Source organism: Devosia sp. GW821-FHT12F11, from assembly GCF_058806655.1.
In genome coordinates, this window is the sequence record NZ_JBXAPX010000002.1 from 347,478 (window position 1) to 372,833 (window position 25,356).

General features: G+C 66.8%; 24 protein-coding genes. 7 read left to right on the forward strand and 17 right to left on the reverse strand.

Features of this window, described 5'->3' with window-relative positions; genetic code table 11:
* Positions 1-28: 28 nt before the first annotated feature.
* Together pdeM and AC1ROK_RS07300 are read right to left on the reverse strand one after the other, a co-directional pair.
* Positions 29-757 carry a ligase-associated DNA damage response endonuclease PdeM gene (pdeM, locus tag AC1ROK_RS07295; RefSeq protein ID WP_492845323.1) on the reverse strand — a complete coding sequence of 243 codons (729 nt, stop codon included), beginning with the start codon at positions 755-757 and terminating at the stop codon, positions 29-31.
* The gene (locus AC1ROK_RS07300) at positions 754-3,270 is read right to left on the reverse strand and encodes a ligase-associated DNA damage response DEXH box helicase (protein ID WP_492845324.1); all 2,517 of its coding nucleotides are present in this window, start codon (positions 3,268-3,270) and stop codon (positions 754-756) included. The genes pdeM and AC1ROK_RS07300 overlap by 4 nt, the downstream gene beginning before the upstream one ends.
* Positions 3,271-3,508: 238 nt before the next feature.
* Here AC1ROK_RS07300 and AC1ROK_RS07305 point away from each other — a divergent pair, with 238 nt between their 5' ends.
* Both AC1ROK_RS07305 and AC1ROK_RS07310 read left to right on the forward strand, forming a co-directional pair.
* Positions 3,509-4,189: a nucleoside/nucleotide kinase family protein gene (locus AC1ROK_RS07305; RefSeq protein WP_492845326.1), complete on the forward strand. Its 681-nt coding sequence runs from the start codon at positions 3,509-3,511 to the stop codon at positions 4,187-4,189.
* Position 4,190: 1 nt separating this feature from the next.
* A complete protein-coding gene (locus AC1ROK_RS07310) occupies positions 4,191-5,531 on the forward strand; it encodes an MATE family efflux transporter (RefSeq protein ID WP_492845328.1) in 1,341 nt (446 codons plus the stop codon).
* Positions 5,532-5,573: 42 nt separating this feature from the next.
* Here the strand turns inward: AC1ROK_RS07310 and AC1ROK_RS07315 are convergent, their stop codons facing one another.
* The 3 genes from AC1ROK_RS07315 to AC1ROK_RS07325 form a co-directional block, all read right to left on the reverse strand.
* The gene (locus tag AC1ROK_RS07315; protein ID WP_492846365.1) at positions 5,574-6,650 is read right to left on the reverse strand and encodes a quinone-dependent dihydroorotate dehydrogenase; all 1,077 of its coding nucleotides are present in this window, start codon (positions 6,648-6,650) and stop codon (positions 5,574-5,576) included.
* 29 nt (positions 6,651-6,679) lie between these two features.
* Positions 6,680-7,033 (reverse strand): DUF952 domain-containing protein, encoded by a 354-nt coding sequence (locus AC1ROK_RS07320; RefSeq protein ID WP_492845330.1) that lies wholly within the window; start codon positions 7,031-7,033, stop codon positions 6,680-6,682.
* 61 nt (positions 7,034-7,094) lie between these two features.
* Positions 7,095-8,348: an MgtC/SapB family protein gene (locus AC1ROK_RS07325; protein WP_492845332.1), complete on the reverse strand. Its 1,254-nt coding sequence runs from the start codon at positions 8,346-8,348 to the stop codon at positions 7,095-7,097.
* A gap of 103 nt (positions 8,349-8,451) precedes the next feature.
* Between AC1ROK_RS07325 and AC1ROK_RS07330 the strand changes: the two genes are divergently transcribed.
* The 3 genes from AC1ROK_RS07330 to AC1ROK_RS07340 are packed head-to-tail and all read left to right on the forward strand — an operon-like array spanning position 8,452 to position 9,694.
* Entirely contained in the window at positions 8,452-9,096 is a 645-nt protein-coding gene (locus AC1ROK_RS07330) for a S24 family peptidase (protein ID WP_492846367.1), read from the forward strand.
* A complete protein-coding gene (locus AC1ROK_RS07335) occupies positions 9,096-9,479 on the forward strand; it encodes a dienelactone hydrolase family protein (RefSeq protein ID WP_492845334.1) in 384 nt (127 codons plus the stop codon). Before AC1ROK_RS07330 ends, AC1ROK_RS07335 begins: the two co-directional genes overlap by 1 nt.
* A complete protein-coding gene (locus tag AC1ROK_RS07340) occupies positions 9,437-9,694 on the forward strand; it encodes a dienelactone hydrolase family protein (RefSeq protein WP_492845336.1) in 258 nt (85 codons plus the stop codon). The genes AC1ROK_RS07335 and AC1ROK_RS07340 overlap by 43 nt, the downstream gene beginning before the upstream one ends.
* Positions 9,695-9,705: 11 nt before the next feature.
* On the opposite strand, the gene AC1ROK_RS07345 is transcribed toward AC1ROK_RS07340, so the two are convergent.
* Positions 9,706-11,358, reverse strand: coding sequence for a lysine--tRNA ligase (locus AC1ROK_RS07345; RefSeq protein WP_492846369.1), 1,653 nt, complete (start codon positions 11,356-11,358; stop codon positions 9,706-9,708).
* A gap of 161 nt (positions 11,359-11,519) precedes the next feature.
* Between AC1ROK_RS07345 and AC1ROK_RS07350 the strand changes: the two genes are divergently transcribed.
* Positions 11,520-11,924, forward strand: a complete 405-nt coding sequence (locus AC1ROK_RS07350; protein ID WP_492845338.1) for a tellurite resistance TerB family protein — start codon at positions 11,520-11,522, stop codon at positions 11,922-11,924.
* Between the two features lie 151 nt (positions 11,925-12,075).
* Here the strand turns inward: AC1ROK_RS07350 and AC1ROK_RS07355 are convergent, their stop codons facing one another.
* Both AC1ROK_RS07355 and AC1ROK_RS07360 read right to left on the reverse strand, forming a co-directional pair.
* A complete protein-coding gene (locus AC1ROK_RS07355; RefSeq protein WP_492845340.1) occupies positions 12,076-12,888 on the reverse strand; it encodes a transporter substrate-binding domain-containing protein in 813 nt (270 codons plus the stop codon).
* Positions 12,889-13,083: 195 nt separating this feature from the next.
* The gene (locus AC1ROK_RS07360) at positions 13,084-14,337 is read right to left on the reverse strand and encodes a D-amino acid dehydrogenase (RefSeq protein WP_492845342.1); all 1,254 of its coding nucleotides are present in this window, start codon (positions 14,335-14,337) and stop codon (positions 13,084-13,086) included.
* 156 nt (positions 14,338-14,493) lie between these two features.
* Here AC1ROK_RS07360 and AC1ROK_RS07365 point away from each other — a divergent pair, with 156 nt between their 5' ends.
* Positions 14,494-16,158: a hypothetical protein gene (locus AC1ROK_RS07365; RefSeq protein ID WP_492845344.1), complete on the forward strand. Its 1,665-nt coding sequence runs from the start codon at positions 14,494-14,496 to the stop codon at positions 16,156-16,158.
* Positions 16,159-16,412: 254 nt separating this feature from the next.
* On the opposite strand, the gene AC1ROK_RS07370 is transcribed toward AC1ROK_RS07365, so the two are convergent.
* The 9 genes from AC1ROK_RS07370 to AC1ROK_RS07410 all read right to left on the reverse strand — a co-directional run bounded on the left by AC1ROK_RS07370 (position 16,413) and on the right by AC1ROK_RS07410 (position 25,355).
* Positions 16,413-17,585, reverse strand: coding sequence for a mandelate racemase/muconate lactonizing enzyme family protein (locus AC1ROK_RS07370; protein ID WP_492845346.1), 1,173 nt, complete (start codon positions 17,583-17,585; stop codon positions 16,413-16,415).
* Positions 17,586-17,623: 38 nt separating this feature from the next.
* Positions 17,624-19,111: a M81 family metallopeptidase gene (locus AC1ROK_RS07375; protein ID WP_492845348.1), complete on the reverse strand. Its 1,488-nt coding sequence runs from the start codon at positions 19,109-19,111 to the stop codon at positions 17,624-17,626.
* A 9-nt stretch (positions 19,112-19,120) separates the two neighbouring features.
* A complete protein-coding gene (locus AC1ROK_RS07380; RefSeq protein WP_492845350.1) occupies positions 19,121-20,164 on the reverse strand; it encodes a succinylglutamate desuccinylase/aspartoacylase family protein in 1,044 nt (347 codons plus the stop codon).
* Between the two features lie 78 nt (positions 20,165-20,242).
* On the reverse strand, positions 20,243-21,151 hold the full coding sequence (locus AC1ROK_RS07385; protein ID WP_492845352.1) for an aldose 1-epimerase: 909 nt from the start codon (positions 21,149-21,151) through the stop codon (positions 20,243-20,245).
* A gap of 18 nt (positions 21,152-21,169) precedes the next feature.
* Positions 21,170-21,964, reverse strand: a complete 795-nt coding sequence (locus tag AC1ROK_RS07390) for an SDR family NAD(P)-dependent oxidoreductase (protein ID WP_492845354.1) — start codon at positions 21,962-21,964, stop codon at positions 21,170-21,172.
* A 13-nt stretch (positions 21,965-21,977) separates the two neighbouring features.
* Complete coding sequence (locus AC1ROK_RS07395; RefSeq protein WP_492845356.1) at positions 21,978-22,664, reverse strand: GntR family transcriptional regulator; 687 nt, start codon at positions 22,662-22,664, stop codon at positions 21,978-21,980.
* Positions 22,665-22,699: 35 nt separating this feature from the next.
* The gene (locus AC1ROK_RS07400) at positions 22,700-23,497 is read right to left on the reverse strand and encodes an ATP-binding cassette domain-containing protein (protein WP_492845358.1); all 798 of its coding nucleotides are present in this window, start codon (positions 23,495-23,497) and stop codon (positions 22,700-22,702) included.
* Positions 23,494-24,486 carry an ABC transporter ATP-binding protein gene (locus tag AC1ROK_RS07405; RefSeq protein WP_492845360.1) on the reverse strand — a complete coding sequence of 331 codons (993 nt, stop codon included), beginning with the start codon at positions 24,484-24,486 and terminating at the stop codon, positions 23,494-23,496. Before AC1ROK_RS07405 ends, AC1ROK_RS07400 begins: the two co-directional genes overlap by 4 nt.
* Complete coding sequence (locus tag AC1ROK_RS07410; protein WP_492846371.1) at positions 24,486-25,355, reverse strand: ABC transporter permease; 870 nt, start codon at positions 25,353-25,355, stop codon at positions 24,486-24,488. Before AC1ROK_RS07410 ends, AC1ROK_RS07405 begins: the two co-directional genes overlap by 1 nt.
* Position 25,356: the final 1 nt, after the last annotated feature.

Here is a 25,356-nt window from a genome sequence, read left to right on the forward strand (position 1 = left end):
CAAGCGGCTTACCGAGGTCGCCAAGCGGCTACCAGTCGTAGCCGGGCACCAGCCGCTTGGGGCTCACCGGGTACACCCGCCCCCGCCCGATCATCGCCACCTCCAGCGTCGGCCAATGCAGCAGACCAACGAATGCCGGACTGAGGATATTGAGGCTGCCGGTGGCGGAGCCATAGGCGGGGAGCACCATCAGCCGGCCATCGTGGACGAAGCACGGGCGCCGAACCGAGCGGCCGTTCATCGCCACATGGGCAGCGGGGTGGAGGTGGCCGGCGATGACGCCCTGCCCCGCCCCGGGTTCGTGCGTCAGCGTCAGACCGGCGCGGCTGAGGCCGGTGACACAAGCGCCGCCGAGGCTGTGCGGGGCGGGATCGTGGTTGCCCGAAATCCAGGTCCAGCGGGCCTTGCCCATTAGGGTAGCAAGCCGCAACCGGTCGGCCGGCTGCAGCGTCGAAGTGCCCTCGTCGCGGTGAAAACTGTCGCCCAGCGCAATGACTTCGGTGGCGCCGGTTGTGGTGAGGTCCGCCTCGAGGCGGCGGAGCGTCAGTCCGGTATCGTAGGGTGGCAGCAGGCTGCCGCGTCGGGCGAAGGACGAGAGCTTTTCGAGGTGCAGGTCGGCGACCAGCAACACGCCCTCGGCGGCCCACCACAGGGCGCCCGAGGGGAGCGGCTCGAAGCTGTGACCGGCGAACTGCAGGTACACGGGGTCGCCCTTGTCGTCGATCGGGGCAGTGCGCGCTGCCCAGGCTGAAGTCAATTCGCCCGTTTCCTCATCTCGCTTGACGCGGGGCTGACGCCCATGGCCTCGGCGATCAGTTCCTCGGCGGCTTCGGCCATGGTGCTTTCGCGGGCCTCGCCGACCACCGGAACCTTTCCGATATCGAGCAATACCGGTACCGCCAATGGCGAGATTCGGTCGAGCGGCTTGTGCACGATGTGACGCTTGATGCGGGCAAGCATGTGGCCGAGCCGCTCGATATCGAGCAGCCCACGCGCCGCGTCGCGGCGGGTGGCCTGGATCAGGATGTGGTCGGGCTCGTGCTGGTAGAGCACATCGTAGATGATATCGGAGGAGACGGTGATCTGCCGGCCGGTCTTCTCCTTCTGGCCCGGATGCCGGCGCTCGATCAGCCCGGCGATGATGGCGCAGTTGCGGAAGGTGCGGCGCATCAGCTGGCTCTCATCGAGCCAGGCTTCGAGGTCGTCGCCCAGCATGTCCTCGTCGAACAGGTCGTCGAGCGACAGCCGGTTGGTGCGGATCAACGCCGAGAAATCACCCAGGCCCCACACCGCGAGCGAGTAGTCGGAAGCGACGAAACCGAGCGGGCGGGCACGGGCCCGCTCCAGCCGGCGGGTCAACAGCATCCCCAGCGTCTGGTGTGCCAGCCGGCCCTCGAACGGATAGCAGACGAGATAGTTCTGCGCGCCGCGCGGAAAGGTCTCGACCAGCAGCGAGTCTTGCGCGGGCAGGATCGAGGCCTCCTGCTGCAGGCGCAGCCAGTCGCTCACCTGGTCGGGCAACAGGTGCCACTCGTCCGGGTGGGCGAGGAGCTTGCGCACCCCATCGGCGAGGAAAGTGGAGAGCGGGAACTTGCCGCCCATGTAGGAGGGGATTTTCGGGTCCTTGCCCTGCGAGCGCGAGACATAGGCCTCGCTCTCGAACATCCCCTCATAGGCGACGATCTCGGAGCCGAAGAGGAAAGTGTCGCCCTTGGTGAGCGTGGTGAAGAAGTATTCCTCCATCTCGCCCAGCACCAGGCCGAAGCGGCCGATCGGGCCGGTGGTGGCGCCCTTGGTGAAGCCGCGCCCCTTCACCAGCCGCACCTTCACCATCGGCTCCTCGACGATGGTGCCGATATTGAGCCGATATTGCTGCGCCACCTGTGGGTTGGAAATACGGAACTTGCCGTCGCCGGTTGGCCTGAGCTTGGCGTAGCGCTCGTAGGCGCGCAGCGCATAGCCGCCGGTGGCGACGAAATCGACGGTGCGCTCGAACTGCTCCCAGCTGAGATCGCGATAGGGCCAGGCCCGGCGGATTTCGGCGTGCAGCAAAACCGGATCGAAGGCATCGGCGCAGGCACTGCCGAGAATGTGCTGGGCCAGCACGTCGAGCCCGCCCGACACCGGATCCTCACTGTCCTGCGAGCCATGCTCTACCGCCTCCAGCGCCGCCTCGCATTCCAGCACCTCGAAGCGGTTGGAGGGGACGAACAGCGCCTTCGACGGCTCATCGAGCCGGTGATTGGCGCGGCCGATGCGCTGCAGCATGCGGCTCGCACCCTTGGGGGCGCCGACCTGCACCACGAGATCGACATCGCCCCAGTCGATGCCCAGGTCGAGCGTCGAGGTGCAAACCACCGCGCGCAGCCGGCCCTCCGACATAGCCGCTTCGACCTTGCGCCGCTGCTCCACCGCCAGCGAGCCGTGATGCATGGCGATGGGCAGCATGTCCTCGTTGGCCTGCCACAGTTCCTGGAACAGCATCTCGGCCTGGCTGCGCGTGTTGACGAACAAGAGCGTCGTCTTGTGCTCCTTGATGGTGCGGTAGAGGTCGGGGATGGCGTAGAGCGAGGAGTGTCCGGCCCAGGGAATCACCTGCTCAGACTTCAGAATTTCGATATGCGGCTTCGCTCCGCCCTGCCCCATCAGCAGCCGCGCTTCGGCGCCCGGCACGGGGCTCGCGATCCAGTCTCGCAACAGGTCAGGGCGGGCGACGGTGGCGCTGAGCGCGGTGATCCTGAGCTGTGGCGCGATGGAGCCGAGCCGCGCGACACCGAGCGACATCAGCTCGCCGCGCTTGTTGGTGACCATGGCGTGCAACTCGTCGAGCACGACGCGCCGGAGCGAAGCGAACAGTTTGTTCGCATCCGGGTGGCTCAGCAGCAGCGCCAGCTGCTCGGGCGTGGTCAGCAGGATCTGCGGCGGGTCGTAGCGCTGCCGCTGCCGCCGGTGCGACGGGGTATCGCCGGTGCGAGCCTCGACCCGGATGCCAAGGCCCATCTCGCTGATCGGCGTCATCAGGTTGCGCTGCACGTCGACCGCCAGCGCCTTGAGCGGGGAGAGATAGAGCGTGTGCAGCCCGGGCCGCGGGTTTTCGATCAGGTCGTTGATGGTGGGCAGGAACCCGGCCAGCGTCTTGCCGGCGCCGGTCGGGGCGATCAGCAGCGCCGAGTCCCCGGCTTCGGTCGCTTCAAGCACCGCCAGCTGATGCGCACGCGGCGCCCAGCCCTTGCCGGCGAACCAGTCGGTGATCTCTGAGCGGAGGGGCAAGGGGTGTTCCCGGTTTGTGCCTAGTATGGGGGGAGGCGGTGGAAGGGGCAAGAGCACTTGCATCAGCGTGTGTGGCCACCCCCTTCCCATCCTCCCCCCACAAGGGGGAGGTGCCGCTTTGGTGCTCTTGGCGCTATCGAGCCACAATCGCCTCTTCACCTCCCCCCTTGTGGGGGAGGCCGGGAGGGGGGTGGGCCACGGGCTCGGAATCCGCTACGCCATTCGCCGGAGGGCCCCGATGAACGACAACGAACAGCAGGTGTTGCAGCTGAGGCCGGAGGCGGCGCTGGCGCTGCTGATCGAGCGGGTGCAGCACATGCTGACCACCTACGACGGGCGCATCGCCATCGGGCTCGCCGGCGGGCCAGGGGTCGGCAAATCGACGCTGGCGGTGAAGCTGGTGGAGGCGCTGAACGCGACAACCCCTGACCTCGCCGCTTATGTGCCGATGGACGGCTTCCACATGCGGCACGCCAAGCTCGAGAGCCTCGGCACCGTTAAGGACAAGGGCGCGCCGCACACTTTCGAAGGCGCGGCGTTCGCCGAGTTCCTCGCCGGGGTGAAGGCGGCAACGCTGCAGGTGAGCGGCCCGGGCTATTCGCGTGAGATCGAGGACGTGGTGATCGACGCCTTCATCGTTCCGGCTGGCGCGCGGGTGCTGGTGGTCGAGGGCAACTATCTGCTGCTGGCCAATGCGCCATGGTGGCAGGTGCGACCGCTGCTCGACCTTGCGGTGTTCATCGACCTGCCGCGCGACACAGTGAAGGCGCGGCTGCTGGCCCGGCATGCCGAGCATGGCCTGTTCACCGCCGAGCGCAACCGGCAGCATGTCGAGCGCGTCGACCTCGCCAATTATGATCTGGTGAAACGCTCCCGCGGCCGTGCCGATATCGCCATAGACCTTCTCACCGAGCACTGACTTGACCCGACCGACCTATCCGTTCGACGTGCGCTCGCGCGACGTCTGGGCCATTGCGCTGCCCGCTTCCGTGGCCTTCATCACCGAGCCGCTGGCCGGGCTGGTCGACATCACCGTGATCGGCCGGCAAGGCGATGCCGCGATGCTGGGCGGCGTCGTGCTGGGCGCGCTGGTGTTCGATTTCATCTTCTCGATGGCGTATTTCCTCAGGACCGGCACAGCCGGGCTGACGGCGCAGGCGATCGGGGCGCGCGACCCGCGCGACGGCCTTCTGCATGTGGCGCGAGCGATCGGCATCGGGGTGATCGCCGCCGTGCTGATGATCGCGCTGCAACTGCCGCTGCTGGCGCTGGCCAACCTCGCGATGGCGCCGACCGCAGGCGTCGCCGAGGCGCTGAAGCAGTATTTCGAAGTGCGGATCTGGGCGGCGCCATTCTCACTGATCAACTACGCGCTGCTCGGCTGGTTCTACGGTCGGGCCCGGGCCAAGACCGGCATGATGCTGCAGATGCTGATCCACGGGCTCGACATTCCGCTGTCCATCCTGTTCGTGATGAGCTTTGGCTGGGGCCCGCATGGTGCAGCGCTGGCCACGGTGATCGGCCAGGCGGCCGCGTGCCTGCTCGGCCTCGTGCTGCTGGTCCGCCATTTCGGCGGGTTCAGGAAGGTAGCGGCGCTGATCGTGCCGGACGAGCTGTTCCATGGCCATGCGCTCCGCCGGATGTTCGGCCTCAGCCGCGACCTGATGATCCGTTCGATCGCCCTGATGGGCGCCTATGCCGATTTCGCCGCGCAAGGCTCGCGACTGGGCGAGGTGCCGCTCGCCGCCAACGCCATCCTCCTCAACTTCCTGATGATTTCTGGCTTTTTTCTCGATGGCATCGCCCAGGCGGCCGAGCAGCTCTGCGGCAAGGCGGTCGGCGCCAACTGGCGGCCGGCCTTCGACCGTGCCTACACCCTGGCATTCCGCTGGGGCACGCTGATCGCCGTGGGCCTGGCGCTGGTCTGGTTCGCCGGCGGCTGGTACCTGATCGACTTCATGACCACCAGCGAGCCGGTGCGCGAATATGCCCGGATGTTCCTGTGGGTCGCGGCGCTCTCCTCGCTCACCGGCATGCCGGCCTTCGTCTTCGACGGCATTCTGGTCGGCATCACGCTCAACACGGTGATGCGTAACGGCATGGTGCTGGCGCTTGCCCTGTTCCTCGCCGCCGCCGTGGTGCTGCAGGGGGCGTTCGGCAATACTGGGCTATGGATCTCGATCCACCTGTTCTTCCTGTGCCGCGCCGGCTTCTACTGGTGGGCGCTGGAGCGGAAGAAGGCAGGGTTGTTCAGTAGCTGACTGATCGGCCCTCGTGCGTGGGGCCACCCCCACGCTCGAACGCTAGAGGCTAGCCTTGCCGCTCGCCCATTCCGCCGTGGTCAGGCCCGTCAGTTCCGACACCGACTTCAGCCCCCTGGTCCGCACCGCGGCGCTCAGGCCGCGCTTCAGCCGGTCGAGCATGTCGAGCCCGCCGAACACCAGGGCCGAGTAGAGCTGGATCGCGTCGGCGCCGGCCTCGAACTTGGCCACGGCGCTCTCGGGCGAGTGGATGCCCCCTACCCCGATGATCGGGAGCTTGCCCACCCGCTGGCGGACCTGCGCCAGCTTCTGCGTTGCGAGGTTGAACAGCGGCTTACCCGAGAGACCACCGGTTTCGGTGGCATTCTCCATGCCCTGCACCGGGTCGCGACTCAGCGTGGTGTTGGAGACGATCAGCCCGTCGAGATCGGTGGCGAGTACCACCCTGGCGATGCCGTCGAGCGCCTTCTCGTCGAGATCGGGGGCGATCTTCAGCAGCACCGGGACGCGCACCGAGGCCTTGGAGCGGGCCTTCAGCACCGCAGCCAGCAGGCGGGTCAGCGCCTCGTCGGCCTGCAGGTTCCTGAGCCCCGGTGTGTTGGGCGAGGAGATGTTGACCGTCAGGTAGTCGGCAACCTCGGCGAAGCGGGTGACGCCGGTGACGTAGTCGGCGACGAAATCCTCAGAATCCTTGTTGGCCCCGATATTGACCCCGAGGATGGCGCCGACATGGGCGCCCTTCAGCCGGGCAAACGCCGCATCATGGCCTTCGTTGTTGAAGCCCATGCGGTTGATCACGCCATCGGCCGGATTGACCCGGAACAGCCGCGGCTTGGGGTTGCCCTGCTGCGGGCGCGGAGTGACGGTGCCGACCTCGACCATGCCGAACCCCATCCGCGCGAGTGGTTTGGGCACCTCGGCATTCTTGTCGAAACCGGCCGCCATGCCGACCGGGTTCTTGAGGTCGAGACCGCACAGCGTCGTATGCAGTTCGGGTGGATCGACGCCCTCCTGCTCGGGCGCGAGGCCGAGCCGCAACGCCGCGATGGTGGCGCCGTGCGCAATCTCGGGGTCCATCTTCAACAGCGTATCGCGGGTGAGGCCCGAGACCAGCGGCATGCGCAGCAGCGGGGAAAGGCGCGAGAAGATCATTTGACCCAATCCGGCAGCAGGGCGATGCCATCGGCGGGCACGTCGAGCCGCGCCATGTCGGAAACCGAAGACATCGGCAGCGTGGCGAAGAGATGCGGAAACAAATCGCCGCCGCGCGAGGCTTCCCACTTCAGCGCCTCACCGAGCGGCGCTGTGGGCACCTGGAACAGCACCTGATCGCCGAGCCCGGCGAAATAGAGCCGGATGGTTTCGCCGAGTTGCGCCGCAGTGGAGAAGTGGATGTAGCCGTCCTTGAGATCGATCGGCTGGCCGACGAAGCTGCCGGCAGCGAGCGACGCCTCATAGATCTCGCGGCTCGCGACCTTGTAGATGAACTGGGGGATGTGCATCGAGGTAACCATCCGCAGCCTTTTGGGCGACCGGGGGCGCGATGGCAAGCGGGTGGACTGCTCAGCGGAAGAAAAACCAGCCGAGGCCCGCCGCGACGAGCGCCGCGGCGCTGGCGGCGGCGACCTGCAGGCCGATAATGCGTCCACCGGCAGCGGTCGCGATGACGGCCTTCGAAACGGTGTTGACTCCGACCGTGATGATGATCGCGAGGGTTGCGATATCGAGGCCGAGATGGCCGGCCTGGCGGGCGATCGACACGGTGACCGCGTCGACGTCGGCGATGCCTGAGACGGCGGCCACGGCAAGCACGGCGGTCGGGCCGATCAGCCGGCGAGCGAGTTCGGCCGCCATGGTGACGATGGCGATGAAGGCGGCGAGCTTCAGCGCCGTGCCGATTTCGAGCGGGTTGGTGATCTCGAGCTTGGGCGAACGCCTTTCGCGGTTGCCGATCAGCAGCAGGAACGCGGCGGCGGCGGCAAGGACGAGGGCCAGCCCGCCGATGGGTCCGGCGAGCGGCAGGATCAGCGCCGGATTGAGCAGTGCGGCGACGACGCCGACGCGCAGCGCCATGACCAGGCCGGCAATGAGAATTCCGGCCGACAGAAGCTTGGCGGACTCGGGATGGTCCTTGCCAAGCCGGGCGAGCGACAGCGTGGCCGCGGTCGACGAGGCGAGGCCGCCGGCTGCGGCGGCCATCAGCACGCCCAGCCGATCGCCGAAGACCCGCACCGCGACATAGCCGCCGAACGAGATGGCGGCGATCATGATGGCGAACAGCCAGATTTCGAACAGGTTGAGCACGCCCCACGGATCGACCGGTTGCTGCGGCAGGAATGGCAGCAACAGGAAGGTCATGGCCAGAAGGATCAGGACGGCGCGCAGCTCCCCCCATTGGAGCGAGGCGACCCAGGCGTGCAGTTGGGTGCGCAGCGCCAGCAGCAGCGTCATGGCCACGGCGGCGCCGGCCGCCACGGTCAGCTCTCCCAGTACGGCATAGGCTCCGAGCGCGAAGGTGAGCGCGCCCGCGACGACCGATGTGGCGCTGAAGTTCTGTTCGCGCTTCGCCTCGAGCCAGTGGAAAGCGGCAAAGACGGCGAGATAGCCGAGGAAGATCGCAGCCAGAACGATCGGTTGGCTGACCGCCGACAGGGCGGCGGCAATGCCGCCAAGCAGGCCGGACAGGGCAAAGGTCCGAAAGCCGGCGGCACGCTGGCCGTCCTCCTCTTCACGGGTTTTCCACCCTCGTTCGAGCCCGACAAGCAGGCCGATGGCCAGGGCGACCCCAAGGCGCGCCACCAGATCCATTATACCCATCGCACCCTCCACGGCGGCACGCCGGCTTTACAAGCCCGACGACGGCCCGTACACTAGGACTAGTTTCCTTATGGGACAAGTTTCCTCGCAAACGGCTGGGCAGGTGCTGTCACACGTCGATATCTGGAACGCGATCGATGCGATCGCTGAGCGCCATGGGCTATCCGCGTCCGGGCTGGCGCGGCTTGCGGGTCTGGATGCGACGGCGTTCAACAGATCCAAGCGGATCAGCAAGGACGGCCGCAAGCGCTGGCCCTCGACCGAGAGCGTCGCCAAGGTGCTGGACGCGACGAACGAGAGTTTCGATGCCTTCCTCGCCGGTGGCGGCGCCTATGTGCAGGTACGGGCGCCGACCGTTACGCGGTCCTTCGTGCCACTGCTCGGCCTCGGCCAGGCCGGCGCCGGCGGTTTCTTCGATGCAGCCGGTTTTCCGCAGGGGCAGGGCTGGGACGAGGTGGCCCTGCCCTCGGCGCCCGAGGACGGCAGCTACGCACTCGAAGTGTCAGGCGACTCGATGCAGCCGCTTTATCGCGACGGCGACATCATCGTCGTGTCGCCCACCGCGCAGATGCGCCGCGGCGACCGTGTGGTGGTGCGCACCAAGGATAGCGAGGTGCTGGTCAAGGTGCTGTACCGACAAACCCCTAAGCTGTTGGAACTCCACTCGCTCAACCCCGCCCATCCACCGCGTGTCCTCGAGATGAAGGACGTCGAGGGCATGGGCCGCATCGTCTGGGCCAGCCAGTGATGGAACAGCTCGAAATCATCTTGCCACCAGGCGGCAGCGGTCCGGGTGTGCTGGTCATCCATCCGTGGTGGGGGCGCAACGAGACGGTGCTGAACTATGGCCGCCGGCTGGCTGGTCGCGGCTTCGTCGTCGGGCTGGCTGACGCCTTCGACGGCAACGTGGTGACCGACCGCGAGGCGGCGCAGGGGCTGCTGGAACGTTACTGGCAATCGGCCCCGGCCCTGCTCGCCGGCAATGTCCACACGCTCGCCGCACATGATGCGGTGAGCGGCGGCGTCAACGGCTCGGCTTCTCGTTCGGCGGCTTCCAACTGCTGCAACTGCAGGAGGAGCTGCCGCTCATGCGCGTCGTCACCTACTACGCCGACCGCGAGGTCGAGCTGAAGGTGCCGGTACTCGGCCACTTCGCCCAGACCGACCCGTTCGCCGACGATCAGGACGGGATGATCAAGAAGCTCGAGGCCGCCGGCCCGCCGAGCGCTGCCATCGTCTATCCCAACACCACCCACTGGTTCGCCGAAGCCGACCGGCCGGAATACGATGCTGCCGCCGCCGAGGCGGCGTTCGAACGCTCTGTGGCGTTCCTCAGCGCCGACTGAGCGTCAACCGTTCAATCAGCGGCGGTGACCAGCTTGCCGGCCAGGGCATCGGCGATCAGCTTGCGAGTCTCGGCGACGCCGTAAAGCGCGATGAACGAGCCGAAGCGGGGGCCCTGATCGGCGCCGAGCAGCACCTGGTAGATGGCGCCGAACCAATCGCGCAGCGGATCGAACGAGTGGGCGTTGCCCACAGCATAGACGATGTCCTGCAACTCCTTGGCATCGAGCGCTTCCTTGCCGGCCAACTGGTCGGCGAGGTCGGCAAGCGCCGCCCGCTCCTTGTCGGTGGGCGCCCGGAACGTCTTGGTGGGCTTCACCTCGTCGTTGAAGTAGCGCACGGCATAGCCCGCGAGCCGGTCAAGCTCGGGGTTGGTCACCGGCGTCTCATTGGGCAGCCGGCGGGAGATGTAGTTCCACAGCGCCGACTTCTCGTGCGCGTTGGCAGCCGAGGCGAGGTTGAGCAACAGGCCGAAGGTGATCGGCATGTCGACCACCGGGACCTTACCCGAATGGATGTGGAAGGCCGGGTTCTCGAGCGCTGCCGCGGCGTCCTGGCCATTATAGGCTGCGACGTGCTGGTAGTACTCATCGACGGCGCGGGGGATCACGTCGAAGTAGAGGCGCTTGGCCACCCGCGGCTTCTGGAACATGTAGAGGCTGAGGCTCTCGGTGCCGGCATAAGTCAGCCACTCGTCGATGGTCAGCCCATTGCCCTTCGACTTGGAGATCTTCTGGCCCAAATCGTCGAGGAACAGCTCATAGACATAGTGCTCGGGTGGGGTGCCGCCGAGGATCGCGCAGATGCGGTCGTAGATGCCCTGGTTGGTCTGGTGGTCCTTGCCGAACATTTCGAAATCGACGCCCAGCGCCGCCCAGCGCATGCCGAAATCCGGCTTCCACTGCAGCTTCACATGGCCGCCGGTGACCGGCAGCGTGGCATCGCGGCCGTCCTCGTCAACGAAGGTGACCGTGCCGGCCTTGGCATCGACGTGCTTCATCGGCACGTAGAGCACGCGGCCCGAAATCGGCGAGATCGGCAGGAACGGCGAATAGGTCGCCTGCCGCTCCTCGCCGAGGCTGGGCAGCATCACCGCCATGATTTGATCGTAGCGCTCGGCAGCGCGCAGCAGCACTTCGTCGAAGCGGCCGGCCTTGTAGTATTCGGTGGCGCTGGCGAACTCGTAGTTGAAGCCGAAGGTATCGAGGAAGCGCCGCAGCATAGTGTTGTTGTGGTCGCCGAAGCTCGGATAGTCGCCGCCGAAGGGATTCGGCACAGATGTCAGCGGCATCTGCAGATAGGGCTCGAGGGCGGCGCGATCCGGCACATTTTCCGGGATCTTGCGCATGCCGTCCATGTCGTCGGAGAAGCAGAGCAGCCGGGTCGGGATCTCGTCGCGGGTCAAGAGGCGGAAGGCGGTGCGGACCATGGTGGTGCGCGCCACTTCGCCGAACGTACCGATGTGCGGCAGGCCCGAGGGACCGTAACCGGTTTCGAACAGCACTTCGGTGAGCCCCAGCCGCTCGACCCGAGCGACCAGTTTCCGGGCTTCCTCGAACGGCCAGGCGCGCGCCGTCTGGGCGGCGTCGAAGAAGGCGGGGTCGAGGGTCGGAAGCGGCGCGGGCACGGCAGGCCTCAGATGCTGAGTGGGGAGAAGGCGCTCAATTGCACCAGCCGGCTACGGGCGTCAATGGGAAGCGCCCTGCCCCGCCTTGCCAAGCAGCGGCGCGGTGCCTAGTTATGCGGGACTTTCCGTCAGGTCTTGGTTGTCGCGAGATCGAACCGGAAAAGTCCGCACCTTTTCCTGATCACGCCTCCGAGGACCCGATGGCCATTTCCCTGCAGGACGCTCTCATCCACATCATGGTGGTCACCGCCTCGTCCGACGAAGGCATTTCCGAGCACGAACTGGACGTGATCGGCAGCCTGGTGGTGCGCTCGCCGGTGTTCGCGGATTTCGACCTCGAGCGGCTCTCGGCGGTCGCCAATGCGGCAGTCGACAAGACCAACAGCGCCGGCCTCGACGCCGTGCTCGACGACGCCATCGCCGCCGTGCCGAAGCGCCTGCATGATACGGCCTACGCCTTGGCCGTGGAGGTCGCGGTGGTCGACGTGCAATTGCCACAGGAGGAGCTGCGCCTGCTCGAGATGGTGCGCGATCGGCTGGACGTCGACCGGCTGGTCACCGCCGCGATCGAAGCGAGCGCCCGTGCCCGCATGCGCTCGGCCTGAGACAAGGTCCAAAGGTGCCATTTGCACGGTGTCATCCCCGCGAAAGCGAGGACCTCTGTTTTGGGACCCGATATCGCAAACGGAGGTTCCCGCTTTCGCGGGAATGACCCGGTGAATGGGGCACCGCCTGCGGGTCGGGCTCCGCACTAGTCTAGTAGAAGCTCACCGGAAACCAGCGCAGGTAGAGTTCGTCATAAGCGCCTGAACGCTTGAGGCGAGCGAGGCCATAGTCGATGACCTGGCGGACGGCGTCGGCGCCCGCCGGCACGGCGACGGCAAGACCATCGCCGAACAGGTCGGGACGGAAATACGGCTCGCCCGCGAACTCGCAGCAGCCGACATGCTCGTTGAGCCAGAACGAGGCGCGCATCGCGTCACCGAAATAGGCGTCCGCCTCGCCCTTCGACAGCGCATCGAGCGCCATGATCTCGCTATCGAACTCGATCACTCCGGCCTCCGGCAGGTAGCGACGGATGAACTCGGCATGGGTCGAGCCACGGCGTACCGCCACCCGCTTGCCGTTGAGCGATGCCGGCTCGAACCCGGAGGCGGCAGCGACGGGCGTGACGAAGCGGCCGGGCAGCATCAGGTAAATCTGCGAAAAGTCGAACAGCGCCCCATTCTCGCGCGTCAGCGCCAGGCCGGCGATCAGCGCATCGCCCTGCCTGTCCTCCAGCGCCCGCGCCGCCTGGTCCCAGGGCCAGGCCTGCACCGTACAGGTGATGGCGAGATCGGCACACAGCGCCCGCGCCAGGTCGACATTGAAGCCGACCAGTTCGCCCTTGTCGTCACGGAAGTTGAACGGCGGGAAATCGGCAGTGGTGAGGAACCGGATCGACGGCACCGCGGCAAGGCTGGGGACAATTTCGCGCGCGCCGGGATCGATGTGATAGGGCAGCGCCTGCGCCATCACCGGCGCCGACGGGGCGAGCAGCAGAGCGAGGGCAAACAGTAAGGCGCGCATGACGTCCCGGGGCGAGCGATCCCCGGCTTATCGCCCAATTCGCCGGCAAAGGCGAGGGCCGATGGCCGCTGTTCCCAAGCTCTCGATTTTCGACCGATCGTGGCGCAGCGCGGATCAGGAGGCGTAGCGGCTCAAGCCGGGGACCAGGGGTAACGGCACGGCCCGAGGTCTAGGCGTAGCGACTCACGCCGAGGACTAGGCGTAACGGCTTAGCCCGAGGTCAGCGACCTCGATGTCGGGCGTCCTGCCGGAAATGATGTCGGCAAGCACCCGGCCGGAACCGGCGGCCATGGTCCAGCCAAGCGTGCCGTGGCCGGTATTGAGATAGAGGTTGGAGAACTTCGAGCGCCCCAGCACCGGCGTGCCATCCGGCGTCATGGGCCTGAGCCCGCACCAGAAGCTGGCCTTGCCGGCATCGCCGGCATTAGGAAACAGCTCGCGCAGCGAGCGGTCGAGCGGACCGCGGCGCGAGGGGTGGAGCGCCGTGTCGTAGCCAGCGATCTCGGCGGTACCACCGACGCGAATGCGGTCGCCGAGCCGGGTCGTCGCCACCTTGTAGGTCTCGTCCATCACGGTCGAAACCGGCGCCACCGAGGCATCGGTGATCGGCACGGTGAGCGAGTAGCCCTTGATCGGGTAGACCGGCAGGCCGATGCCTAGCGGGCGCAACAGCAGCGGCGAATAACTGCCGAGCGCCACGACATAGGCGTCGGCGGTCAGCATGCCCTTGTCGGTCGCAACGCCAGTCACCGCGCCGGCGTTCGTGGCGATGTGGCGGATGGTGGTGCCGTAGCGGAAGGCGACGCCGTGGCCGGCAGCACGCGCCGCAAGGGCCTCGGTGAACATCTTGCAGTCGCCGGTATCGTCGTTGGCAAGGCGCAGCCCGCCGACGAACGGCACCGTGGCCGTCGCAAGTCCCGGCTCCGCGACGACGCACCCCTTGGGGTCGAGCACCTCGTAGGGCACGCCATACTGCTTCAGCACGGCGATGTCGTCAGCGGCATGATCGAGCTGCTTCTGCTCGCGGAACAGCTGCACCGTACCCTGCTGGCGGCCGTCGAAAGCGAGGCCGGTTTCGGCGCGCAGCGCGATCATCATATCGCGCGAGTATTCGGCCAGCCGCACCATGCGGCCCTTGTTGATGGCGTAAGCACGCTCAGTGCAGTTGGCCAGCAGTTGCAGGCCCCAGATCCACATGCGCGGATCGAGCTTGGGCCTGAGCACCAGCGGGCCATCGGTCATCAGCAGCCATTTGATCGCCTTGACCGGGATGCCCGGCCCGGCCCAGGGCGAGGCGTAGCCGTAGGACAGCTCGCCCGCGTTGGCATAGCTGGTTTCGAGCCCCGGCCCCGGCTGGCGATCGATCACCGTCACCTCGTGGCCCGCCTGCGCCAGATAATGGGCGGAGGTGGTGCCGATGACGCCCGAACCAAGGATGAGGACTTTCATGCCTTCATGATCACGAGAGCGGGCCGAAAGGCAATACGCGACAGCAACATGGGCGGGTTACGGTGCATCGGGCACGCATGCCGGCTTGCGCTCGGCGGCGCCCATGGGCATGCTTCGCCCGCGGGGGCGCAACAAAGACCATCGAGGAAATAAACGGTGAGAATTGCCGCGCTGTTCTTGGGCTTGATTGCGGGGCTGTTTGCGCTCCTGGCGCCGAGTGCGCTGCGCGTAGACCTGATTTCCCCATTCCTCGACTTCTGGACTCACAGCTCGAACGAGCGGCTGCTCGGCACCATCATCTGGTACACCATCGCCGGCGCCGCCCTACTCGGCGGGGTGCTCGCCACCGTGACGCCGGGCTTCGCTGCGCTGCTGCTGATCGGCGCCGCCGCCGGCTGGCTCGGGGTCGCCATTTCGGTGCCGCAGCTGTTCACCTACCATGTGCTGGCGCCTGCTGGCGCAGCGGGCCTTGCCGCGCTGTTCGCGTTCCTCGCCGGCGAGTTGCAGGTCCGGCGCCGACGGCAGGCTCGGCGCAACCGGCGGCTGGCGGCAGAAGCGCCGGAAGAGAACGATAGCGAGTTCGAGCGCGAAGCAGCGCTGCGCATGGACCCGATGCTGATGCCGCGGCAGGACGCACCGCCGCCGCCCAAGCGGGCCATTCCGCTGACGCTCGACGATGTGTCCGTCACCTCTCGGCCAACGAGCGCGCCGCCGCGCTGGCAGAATCTCGATGCGCAGCAGCCGCCGCGTCGTCACGATCCCGATATGTGGGCGGAAGCGCGGCGCGAGCAGCTCCAGCCCGAACCCGAAGCAGCGCGGGCCCGGGTCGCGCCCGAACTGCGAGCTGAGGTGCGGGAACACGAACCCGAGGTGCGGCGACGCGAGCCGGAGCGGCGTGAGCGGAAGCCGGAGGTACGACACCACGAGCCGGAGGCCCGGCGGCGTGAAGCGGAACCTCGGAGCGAACCACCGCGCCGGCGCACCGCGGCGCGGACCGAACGCGGCAATGTCTGGGTCGCGGCGCTGGCGGCGGTCGGCGCCGTGCTGGTGATCGCCATCATTGCCGCGGGCGGCTACCTGATCTACCGCGACGGATCGCTCGACGCCCTGCTCAGCCCACTGAACACCCCGATGGTCGCGGCCAGTGGCGAAGCGCCCGCCCCCGAGGCCGCCGCACCTCAGATCGCTGCCGCCGCGCCCGTTGCGGCAGCGAAACTGCAACTGCCGGCGACGCCGGCAACGACAAGCGATGCGTCTACTGCCGCCGCCCGGTCGCTCGACGCGCCTGCCGCGACGACCCCGGCCGTCGCCGCTCTCTCCGCTCCTCAGGCCGCTGCATCGGCACCCGACACGCAGGTCGCCCCGTTGGTCAGCGAACCGGCAGCAGCGCCGACGCGCCTCGCCGCCGTGGCGCCGCCAGAAAGCTATGACGACCCGTTCGCCTATTGCCGCGCCGTGGGCACGGTCGACTATGTGGACCATCGCTACAGCGGTCCGGCCACCGTCACGGCGATAACCAGCGCGCTGCTGATCCCTGCCGGCTCGGCCCGCGACCGCGTACGCTGGCGTTGTTTCGAGGGTGCGGTGCTGGCCTGCACGTCCTATATCGGGCCGATCTGCGACATGGCGCCGACGGTGCAGGAGATGCGCGAGTTCTGCGAGCGCAACCCCAATGTCGAGCAATTGCTGGCGCCGAGCGGGACCTGGGCCTGCGTCAACGGCAAACCGCAACTCCCCGCCAACGCTAGCTGGCCGATCGACGCCCGCGGCTTCCTGCCCCAGGGCTGGATTGCCGTCGCCGACCCGGGAACGACCGGCTAGCGGCGGGCAGGCTGACCGTGTCGGTCACCTGCTCTGGCGCATTACGGGACGCCAACCGGTCGCCACAGGGTTCCCGACGGGTTGGAAGATCGAGCGGCTGGCATGTATCAACGACAAGCGCTGGATACCGTGGAAGCAGTTTGCTGGTTCCCGCTTGGTCGATCGCTTCGGCCGTCATTCCATCGAGCGAGACGAACCGATAGCGAAGGGGCAGGCGCACGTCTCACTGAGGCGTGCGCCATTGCCTCGTCGCCTCAGAAGCTGGGCGTCTGGAAGATGGTCTTGCCGTCGACCTTGATCTCGACGTCGACCTTGTACTGCGTCAACGCCGCCGGATTGATCTCGATGCCGAGGCCCGGAGCGTCGGGCACGTTGATCTGGCCGTTTGCGTCGCGTTCGATGTGGTTTTTTGTCAGGTCGGTGGCCACCTGCTTGAGAGAGGTGGGATACTCGCAGATCGTATGGTCCTCGAGACCGGCGAAGGGCTGCAGTGACGCGCTCAGCGCCAGGTTCGAGGTGAAGGTGTGGTTGATGTAGGTCACGCCCTTCTTCACGGCATAGTCAGCCACTTCCTTGGCCGGCCACAGCCCGCCGATGCGGCCGCAGTCGATCTGGATGTATCCGACCCCGCCGAAGTCGATGAGGTGCTCCGCCATGTAGCGGTTGTGGGCCGCCTCGCCGCCCGCGGTTTTCACCGTCTTCACGCGTTTGCTGAGTTCGCCATAGGCCCCGTAGGCCGAGCCATGAAACGGCTCCTCGAAGAAGGTGACGCGGTTGCGCTCCATCGCATCGAGCCGTAGCGCCGCCGCTTCGACATCCTCGTTGAATATCTGCCCGGCATCGATCAGTAGGAACGCATCGGGGCCTAGGCCCTCCCGCGCCGCGTCGAGATGGGCAATGTCGCCTTCCAGCGAGTCACCGAAGGGTGCCCAGCCGAATTTCGCTGCTCGGAACCCGGCGGCGCTGATCTCCTTGGCGCGGCCGAACGTCTCCTGCGCATCCCTGCCGAAGAGCACCGAGGCATAGGGGGTCTTGGGAAATGAACGGGGGTAGCCCAGCAGCTTCCAGGTCGGTTCGCCGCGGGCGTGACCGAGCAGGTCCCACATCGCCATCTCTATGCCTGACCAGGTATGGGCCGCCTGCAGCAGATCCATGCTGTTATAGGCGACAGTGGCCGCCATGCGGCGGATGTCGTCCGGCCCGTCGAGGCGCTCGCCCAGAACCGAAGCCGATACCGGTCGGCAGGCGCCATGCGACATCGGGGTCACGAAGGCGGCAATGGAGGGCAGCGGCGACGCTTCGCACTCACCCCAGCCGGCATGCCCGCCGGCCGTGACTCGCACGACGAGCGCGTCCTGGCTGCCGTCGGCAGCAGTCGTTACCTCCGGCATGGAAATATAGAAGAAGTCTACGCCATCGATCTTCATTGTCGGTGTCTACCTTGTTTGGGATTTGGTTCGGCCGCTCAGCCTGCCCGCCGATAGACGACGGGCTTGGGAACGAAGCTCGTGTCGGCTTCGATGGGATATACCGGCCGCGCGCAAAGCCGGTGGCCAAGCGATGCGACATTGGCGGAAGTCGACCCCGGTGCATCGACGTTGAAGTTCTTGGTGACCCACAGGTCGTACATGTGGAACTCGGTGTGCGGTGACTTCACGACCACCAGGTCGAAATCCGCCGGATCGAGGCCGTTGGCATAGTAGAAGGCACGGTCCATCAGGAACGCCGGCTTGCTCAGCACCACGACGGTGAAATTGTCGAAGGTGAGTACCGCGGTCAGCCCGCCATCCATCATCAGGCCCATGGTCTCGAGCCGCGCGCGACCGCGCGAGAGGCTTTCGACCGTTGCCTCGACCGGCATCGGGCTGAAGCGCTTCGTGTCGACCGTGCCACCGAGGGTGAGCGACAGGGCCTTGCCCACGCCGGCCCGGTGAGCGGCCGCGGCGGCCGCCGCATCGACGATCTGCGCCAGAACCCGGCCTTCATAGCCGCCCTCGCGCAGCGCTTTAAGCAGCACGTTGGAGTCACCGCTGGCGCCCGATGAGGTCGCGTCCGCCGCATCGGTGAAGACCACCGTGCCCGGCATGCCCTTGGCGAGCTCGACCGCAGGCTCAACCCCGATCAGCTTGCCGACGAGACGTTGCCGGCCCTCCCACATGCGGTTGGCGAGGTGGGTCGCGGCATCCTGCGCGAATGCGGCGTCGGACTCGGCCACCACGATCGCCTGAGTGCATAGCTCAGGCGCATCGGTAAATGGATTGCCGATCATGACGCCCGCCGCCAGAGCCTGCCCCTTGCGCTCCATCAACTGACCTTCGCGCAGCACGTCGCCGTACCAGCCGGTCTTGGTGATGCATTCGTCGCCGCGCGCAAGCAGCGGAACCGTGACACGTGCGATGACCGGCTTTAGCCCGCGGTCGGCGATGTCGAGCAGCAGCCGCGCAGCGCGCGCGCCGGTGTCGGCGAAATCGACATGCGGGTAAGTCTGGTAGATGGTGAGGCCATCGATCTGTCGCAGCATCTTGTCGGTCAGGATGCCATGCAGGTCGAGCGAGATCACGATAGGCAGGTCGCCGAATGCCTCACGCACCGCTTCGAGCAGAGCGCCCTCCGGGTCGGGCTCATCCACGGCGCCCATTGCACCGTGCAGCGAGAAATAGATGGCGTCGACCTTTCCGGCATGCGGCAGGATCTCGCCCAGGATTTCTTCGCGCAGGCGCGCCCAGCCGCCCGCCGAAAGCGGCCCCGTGCTCGGCGCCCGCGCCGAAATCGTCCACACAATCTCGACATCCTGCCGCTGGTCGAACACCGACAGGGCCCCGCCGATATGGGTGTTCAGCCCACGCCGGTTTGCCAGGCTTTCGCCGAGATCGATTGCGAAATCGGCATATTCCGATTGCAGCGGATTGAACGACGAAATTTCCTGCGTGCACTCGGCGACAAGTATGCGCATGGGTTCTCCTCAGTTGGATGCCAGATCGGCGTCGTATCCCTGCATCACCACGGCCACGACGTCGCCGCGCGCAACCCGTCCCGGTCCCGCCGCCATCCAGATCATGCCGTCGCGCTGGTAGTTGATCTGGATGGGATCACGGTCGATATCCTCGACGAAATGCAGCCACCCGGCAGGGTCGCCCGCGTTCACCGCATCACCAGCTACGTTCGCGGGCTCGAAGAGGCCGGCTGCGGGCGAGAAGCTGTAGAGCGCGGGGTCGCGAACCATCATGTGGCGCGTCGTCGGGCTGCCATCGCGCTGCGTCGTATCGGGCGTTCCTTCAATGACGCCCCAGTGCTTAAGCACATTGTCGATGCCGCGGCGCGCATGCCGCACGCCCTCAACATTGACGCGTCCCCAGCCGCCCAGTTCGGTTCCAATCGACACGATGCCGCGTCGCTCCACGCAGGAGGTGAAGGTCGCCCCTTCATCGACGCCCCAGAACACGGTGTTGAACGGCGCTCCGAACGCCGCCGCCGTCTCCATGGTCTTCTGCCGGATACCGGCATCAGGCACATAGTGCATGTTGGTGGAGAGGGCCGACTCCATGCTGTGGCCAGCAGTGTGAAGGTCAACGGACACATCGGCATGCGGCAGCACATAGCCGTCGAGGAAGTGCGCCAGCATCTCCGAGAACGTGCCGCGAGGATTGCCGGGGAAGCAGCGGTTTATGTCGCGATTATCGACGGGGCTCAAACGCGTATCGTTCATCACGGCCGGCATGTTGAAGGCCGGGATCATGATCACGCGCCCCTGCACCTTGGCAGGATCAAGGGTCCGCGCCAGCCGCGAAATGGCGATGGGGCCTTCATACTCGTCGCCATGGACGCCGCCGGTCAGCAGGACTGTCGGCCCCCTGCCGTTCTTCACCGAGATGATCGGGATTTCGATGACGCCCCAACCCGAAGTATTTCGCGACAGCGGCGCACGCAGATAGCCCGCTTGTCGACCATCCTTATCGAAGTCTATGGGGTTGCTGATTCTGGATTTTTCGACTTGCAGCGCCGTCATATGTGCCCCCCAGGTGCAATGCACCATGGTATACCATATGCCGAAAGTCAACGCGTTGTGGCTTTGTTGCAGCGCCCGCTATTGTGCGGAGGCGACCTCGATCTGGAATGAGATGCGCCCCGCAAGTGTCTCGCCGCGCTCCAGAATATGCACGCCAGGCGCAGCGGAGTCGGTGCCGACCCCGTCGAAGCCGCTGGTGCGATTGCTCTGCGGTTCGAGGCAGAACGTCTCGAAATCATGGGGCGGCACATGGAACATCAGGTGCTGGAAAACCGGCTCCGCCTCAATGACGAGAGCCAGCCCCAGCCCGGGCCACGCGATCCGAGCCATCCCATCCCAGCCGGCATAGCAGCGGTTCTGATAACTGCGCGGCGGCTCGATGCCCGAGGCGAAATCCTGCTCCGGGGGGATCCGGGCGAGTTCGAACGCCTGGAAGTTGGCATCCTCGCGCAGGACCTGTCGCGCGGCAAATGTTGCGCGCGCATCCCCGTGGCGGGGGAACCATGGGTGCAGTCCAAACCCGAACGGCATCCGTTGCGCGCTGCGATTGGTCACCGCCAGATCGACATCAAGCCGGTCGGGCCGCAGCGTGAAGCGCTGTTCGCCACTGAAGGCGTAGCCAGGCGTTTCCTCGACCTCGTCCAGCACCAGTCGGCAATGGTCGGCCCCACTCCCGGCCAACCGCCAAGCCCTTTGCCAGCCACTGCCGTGGTAGTTGAGCCGTGTCCCTGCCACGTTGGGCCGCACTTCGTACTGCCGACCATCGAGTTCGAAGCGATTGTCGCGCAGGCTGTTGGCAAACGGCAGCATGGGGAACATGCCGGCATGGAGCGCGTGCGGGGCGACACCGGCCGGGACATCAAAGGACCGCATCAGGTGCCGCCCGGCATGCGTAAAGCGAACAACGCAACCACCCAGTTCAGGCGCCAGTTCCAGCAGCAGGTCCCCGGCCCGCAACTCGACCCGCCTGCGCACGGCCTCAACCATCGGACTGCCCCGTCGCCGCTAGAAGGTGGACGACACGCCACCATCAACCAGCAGGTACTGGCCGGTGACATAGCGGCAATCGTCGCCACAGAAGAACAGCGTTGCCGCGGCGATATCGTCCGGTTGCGCGGCCCGCTTCAGCGGGATACGGCCATACTTGATGTAGATGTCGCGGAACCAGTCGGTCTCGTGTTCGTGCCCGCTGCCATCGGGCAGCAGCGCCATGCGCGTATCCACAAAACCTGGGCAGATGCAGTTGACGAGGATGCCGTGCGGGGCGAGGTCGACGGCCAGCGCCCGCGTCATGTTCAGGACACCGCCCTTGGCCGTGGCATAGGCAACCGAGTCCTGCGCCGCCCGCACACCGAGGATGGACGCGATATTGACGACGCGCCCCTGCCCCGAGGCCTTCAGCAGGTCGAGGAGGCCCAGCGTCGTCCACAGCGCGCCGTTTTGGTTGACCTGCTGGACCAGGTCGTAGCGCTGCCGGGTGAGCCGATCGAGCGGCGTGCCGTCGAGGATGGCAGCATTGTTGACGAGGATATCGAGCCGACCGTGGTCGGCTTCGACCCTGCGGCGCAGGTCGGCGATACTCTCCTCGCTGGTGATATCGGTCTGCACGCCCTCGGCCCGCGAGCCCGACTGCGACAGCCGCGAGGCGGCCTCGGTGGCGACATCGCCATCGATATCGGCCAGCAGCACGGCGGCGCCTTCGGCCGCGAGGCGTGCGGCGATCGCTTCGCCGATGCCGCGGGCAGCCCCGGTCACGACCGCGACGCGGCCGTCGAGCCGCCGCGATAGCCCTGATGTCATCTGTTCGGCCTTCCTAACTGCGCTGCGCCGGCTCGGAAAAATGCAGCCTGAGCACGGCGTCGAGGTCGGCCAGCGAGCCCTTGCGGATGAATTCGATCAACCTCTCGTGCAGCCGCACTTCGCCGGTGCGGTCCGACGCGCTCGACCAGTCGCGGCAAAAGACGATGAGAAGGTGCTGGGCTAGCCCTTCCCAGATCTGCGCGGCCAACTCGTTGCCCGAATGGCGGGCGACCGTGCGGTGGAAATCGAGGTCGACCGAACTCAGGGCGACCGCATCGCCCGAACCCGAGAGGCTCCGCATGCGCTCGACGATCACCTCCAGTTGCTCGAGCAGCGGCCCGCGATCGCGTCCCTCACGCATCACATGCTCGAAGATGATCCGCTCGATGGCGAGGCGCAGTTCGAACAGTTCGGCGATCCGCGCGGCGCTGTAATCGGAGACGCGCAGCCCGCGCTGCTCGCCCTCGACCAGCACGCCACGCAGCAGCAGGTTCTTCATGGCTTCGCGCGCCGGGACCCGGCTGACCTTGAGGGCCGAGGCGATCTCGGCCTCGGTGATGCGATCCCCGAACGCCTTGTCGCCGGTGGCGATCGCGAGAATGAGCCGCTCTTCCACCTCGTCAGTGGTCGTGCGGGCGCGCTCAATGGGCGAGAGCGCCGGTCGACGCGTGTTGGCGGTCAGATTTGATGCATTACGCATCGCGGGTGGCTCCTCCAGTCACCGGGCCGTTCTTGTCAGGTCGTCGCACCCGCCGACAAGCGGGAATGGTCGGGAATAGCGGCCAGCAAGGACCGTGTGTAGGCATGCTGTGGGTGATCGAATACTGTTTCGACATCGCCCTGTTCGACGACTTCTCCCATGTACATCACAAGAACCCGGGTACACAGATATCGGACAACACGCAAATCGTGCGAGATGAACACGAGGCTTAACCCCAGCCCTTCCTGCAGTGCGATCAGCAGCGCCAGCACCTGCGCCTGCACGGACACATCCAGACCCGAGACGATTTCGTCGCAGATCAGCACGTTGGGTTCGAGCATTAGGGCCCGCGCCAGGTTGACGCGTTGGCGTTGACCGCCGGAGAGCTGGTTGGGCAGGCGCCGCGCCATGTCGGGGTGCAGGCCGACCATCTCGAGCATGCGCGAGACGCGCTCCTTGCGCTCGGCCGGCGGGCAGATGCCGTGGATGGCGAGCGGCTCGGCCAGCGCGTCGCCGATCCGCATGGTCGGGCAAAGCGCGGTGAACGGGTCCTGGAACACATATTGCACAGACCGTCGCAGGGCGCGCCACTCGGCCCGCGTTCGGACCGGGCGGCCGTCATAGCTGATCTCGCCCGCCGAGGCGGTTTCGATGCCGATCATGATTCGCGACAGGGTCGTCTTGCCACAGCCGCTCTCGCCTACGAGGCCGACGATCTCGCCGGGCGCCACGGCAAGGCTCACGTCGTTGACCGCGCGCAGTTCGCGCGTCGTGCCGCCACGGCTTACGGTGAAGGTCTTGGTGATCCGGTCGGCTACGAGCTCGCCGCTCATCGCAGGCCCTCCCGTCCCTCGAGCGCGAAGCGGTGGCAGGCGACGTCGTGCCGTGGACCGGCGCTGGTCCACCCGGCGCGCTGCGCCGCGCACACGCCATCCACCACCACCGGGCAACGCGAGCGGAACGGCGAGCCGGCGCCGACCGAGCCGGGCTTGGGCATCTGCCCGGGGATTGGCCGCAACGGATTGGCGCGGCTCGATTTCAGCGTCGGCGCCGACCGCAGCAGGCCCCTTGTATAGGGGTGGCACGGGTCGGTGAGGACGTTCTTGACTGGTCCACGCTCGACGGCGCAGCCAGCATACATCACCAGCAGGTCGCCGCCGATCTCGGCCGCGAGGCCAAGGTCGTGCGTCACGAAGATGAGGGCGAGGCCCAGCCGGTCCTTGAGCTCGCGTAGCAGTTTGACGATCTGCGCCTGGATCGAGACGTCGAGGTTGGTCGTCGCCTCGTCGGCAACGATCAGCGAGGGCGAGCACGAGAGCGCGAGGGCGATGGCCACGCGCTGGCGCAGACCGCCCGAGAGTTCGCTGGGATAGCTGCGCATACGATGCTCGGGTTCGGGAAAGCCGGCAAGACCAAGCACTTCGACGGCCCGCGCCCGCGCTTCGGCCCGGCTGACGCGCCGATGGGCGCGAATGGCGTCGATGATCTGGTTCTCGACGGTGATCAGCGGGTTGAGCGCCGCCGTCGGGTCCTGGAAGATCATGGCGATCTCGGCGCCGCGGATCGCCTGCCATTCCGGCTCGCGCAGGGTGAGCAGGTCGCGGCCCTTCCAGTCGATGCGCGTCCCGGTCACCGACGCGGCGCCCGGCGCGATGCCGAGGAGCGTCTGGCAGACCATGGATTTGCCCGAACCGGATTCACCAGCAATGACGAGGCTCTGGCCGGCCTCGAGCGTGAACGACACGTCCTCGACGACGGTGATCCGGCCCCGCGTACCGGGGAAGCTGATCGAGAGGTTTTCGACTGCAAGGACGGGCGCCATCATTCATCTCCTTCGCGAGACCGCAACGCGTCGGTGCGCGCCTGCATGCCGTCGCCGATGAGCACGAGGCTGATCGAGGTGAGCACAATGGCGAGACCCGGCAACGTCGTCAGCCACCAGGACGAGGTGATGTAGTTCTTGCCGTCCAGCATGATCCCGCCCCAGCTCGGTGTCGGCGGCTGCACGCCCATGCCCAGAAAGCTCAGCGTCGCTTCGAACACGATCATGGCCGCCATCTGCATCGCCGCGAGCACCAGCAGGCTCGGCAACACGCTCGGAAACACATGCAGCAGTGCGATGCGCAACTGCGACGCGCCGATGACGGAGGCAGCCTTCACGTAGTCCTTGCCGCGTTCCTGCAGGGCAATGGAGCGCACCACGCGCGCCGCGCCCGCCCATGCCGCCAGCACCATCAGCAGGATGAGCACGGGCGTCGAAGGCTTGACCACGCTGGTGATGGCGATGGCGAGCAGCACATAGGGAAAGGCGAGCTGGATATCGATGGCACGATCGACGACGGCGCGCACCCAGTAGCCGCCGAAAGCGCCGAGCATGCCCATGAGCGTGCCCAGCGCGAGCGAGCCGATCATGCCGGCGCCGGCCACCAGCAGCGAGACCTGTCCGCCATAGAGGATGCGGGCCAACAGGTCGCGCCCGATCGCATCGGTGCCGAACCAGTGCTCGGCCGAAGGCGGCAGACGCACCGAGCCGAGATCGACGACCGCCGGGCCGGCAGGCGCCAGCAGCGGCGCCGCGATCGCGCTCAGCACGATCAGCACCAGCATGATGACGCCGACGGTCAGCGGCACACCCGGGCGCAGCCGGCTGATCCAGCCGAGCCGCGGCACGCTCGCTTCTACCTGAACCACG